Origin of the sequence: Carnobacterium sp. (assembly GCF_040274945.1) — a bacterium.
In the GTDB taxonomy this organism is placed as follows: Bacteria; Bacillota; Bacilli; order Lactobacillales; family Carnobacteriaceae; genus Carnobacterium_B.
Map to the genome: position 1 here is coordinate 1 of NZ_JBEMAR010000024.1, position 2,180 is coordinate 2,180.

General features: G+C 34.9%; 2 protein-coding genes. One reads left to right on the top strand and one right to left on the bottom strand.

Translation table 11 applies throughout. The annotated features are described in order from the left end of the window. Nucleotides 1–180: 180 nt before the first annotated feature. Nucleotides 181–1,002 carry an aminotransferase class IV gene (locus ABS916_RS12825; protein WP_350452268.1) on the bottom strand — a complete coding sequence of 274 codons (822 nt, stop codon included), beginning with the start codon at nt 1,000–1,002 and terminating at the stop codon, nt 181–183. A 497-nt stretch (nt 1,003–1,499) separates the two neighbouring features. Here ABS916_RS12825 and ABS916_RS12830 point away from each other — a divergent pair. Further along, nucleotides 1,500–2,180, top strand: a 681-nt coding sequence (locus ABS916_RS12830) for an alcohol dehydrogenase catalytic domain-containing protein (protein ID WP_350452269.1), incomplete at its 3' end; no start/stop codon positions are given.

The following is a 2,180-nucleotide window of genomic DNA, read 5'->3' on the forward strand; positions in this document are numbered from 1 at the left end:
TGAAGCTGATATGGCAACTTTAGATGCATTCGTTATTGAATAACCTGATGGTCATTCTTGATAAAAAAAGGAGCTAGGAAATACCTAGCTCTAAAAAATAAAAACCCTTCAACTCTCTAGTTTAGGATGAGTTGAAGGGTTTCTGTGTTGGGAGACTATCTTGTTTTGCAATCTCCTTTTTTAAATATCTTTTTTAGATGCAATGTACTGCTTCACTAAACGATCGTATTCGTGCATAATCGACGAAATGACCGGACTTTTTATCGACTCTAATTTGAAGGAATCGATGGAAGCTATAGGCAATACATCGTTACCCGTTCCTGATATAAAAGCGCCATCGATAGTATTTAATCCAGTTACTGGAATATTTTGTTCAATGATATCAATTTGCTGCTGTTGGCAAATAGCTACAACTTTAGAACGGACAATACCTAAAAGAACATTTTTAGCTGGGGAAGTATAGAGTTTGTCCCCTTTAACAATAAATAAATTTGAACGACTGCCTTCTGTAACGTTACCTTCTTGGTCGACTAAAAGTACTTCATAAGAACCTGTTCTTTCTCGCTCGGCTAGTACAGTTTTTTGATACGCTTCACGTTGGATCTTGATATTCGGATCTTCTCTTTCCAAATTCAACAAAGTTGTTTTAATGCCATTTTGATAATAGCTCGCAGGCGGATAAGAACTTTTAGTGAAGAAAGCCAGTAAACCAATGTCTTTATTCCAGATCAATTTGATATTTTGATCAAAGGCACCATTCTTATCTATAAGTTGGTATAACCGATTGATTAAAATATCATCTGAATCTGTTAAAGGAAGACCGACAGATCCAGCAAACGTTCTGAATCGGCGCAAATGATCTTCTAAAAACAGCGGTATGCCATCTCTAACACGAATCACTTCATACACATTTTTTCCTGTTAATTTTTCAAACGGATGCAGGTTGTCTGTGGATACTTCTTGATCATTATGATAGTAAAAATTTTGTTCAACATATTCCATATTTTTCATCCTCTTTTATTTAATCATTGTGGTTAATTTATTCAGGAGCGTGTTAATGGTCTATTTTTAAATAAGTTTATCACTTTTTTTAAATGAAGACAGCAATATTTTTTTAAATAGTTGAATAGATACTCCTTACTATAAAGTGTAGTGAGGAGTATAATTTTTTATTAAATACATACTGGGAAAAAAGTATTTAATATCAAATAGGAGCGAAAATAACATATAACTTACATAGCGTGGTAGGACTTATTTATCTAAGCTATATATCCGTATCAGTCATAGAATAATTATTCACTGTTAGCGACCTTTCAATGCTAGCTTTAGTAGCAAGAATCCCTTGTCGTTTATGAGAAAAGTTCTATAGCACAGCTATAGTGGTACGAAAATAGAGAAGTTAAAACTTAAACGATTACATAACTTTTGTCTTATATAAAACAAGATGATAAACTACTTTAAAATCTGAAACTATCACTTTTATATGAAGGAAAGATTATATACATGCAGTAACATGGCAAGGAAACGAAAAAATGGAAGTCAAAACAGTCCCGGATCCAACGATTGAAGAACCAACCGATATGATCATTCGCATTACAGCAACAGCTATTTGTGGTTCTGATTTGCATTTATACCATAACGGGAAACCGGTCATGGAAGAAGACTATGTAGTAGGACATGAGCCTATGGGTATTGTAGAAGAAGTTGGTTCTGCAGTGACCAAAGTAAAAAAAGGCGACCGAGTTGTTATCCCTTTCAACATTGGTTGTGGAGATTGTCATTTCTGTGCACACCATATGGAAAGTCAATGTGACAATTCCAACCCTAATCCAGCGTTTGATCAAGGCGGATTGTTCGGTTTTGATAAAATGAACGGAAATCACCCTGGAGGGCAAGCTGAATACTTACGTGTCCCATTTGCAGATTTGACTTCTTTTGTTGTTCCTGAAAGTAATCTACCGGATGAAAAGGTATTATTTCTATCAGATGTACTGCCAACAGCATATTGGAGTGTAGAGCATAGTGATATGAAACCAGGAGATACAGTAATCGTATTGGGTTCTGGCCCTATCGGATTATTTGTACAAAAATTTGCCAAAATGAAAGGTGCTAAACGTGTAATTGCCGTAGAGACCGTGAATTTTTCAGATGTTTCTAAAGTTGGTAGTGAATTATATGAA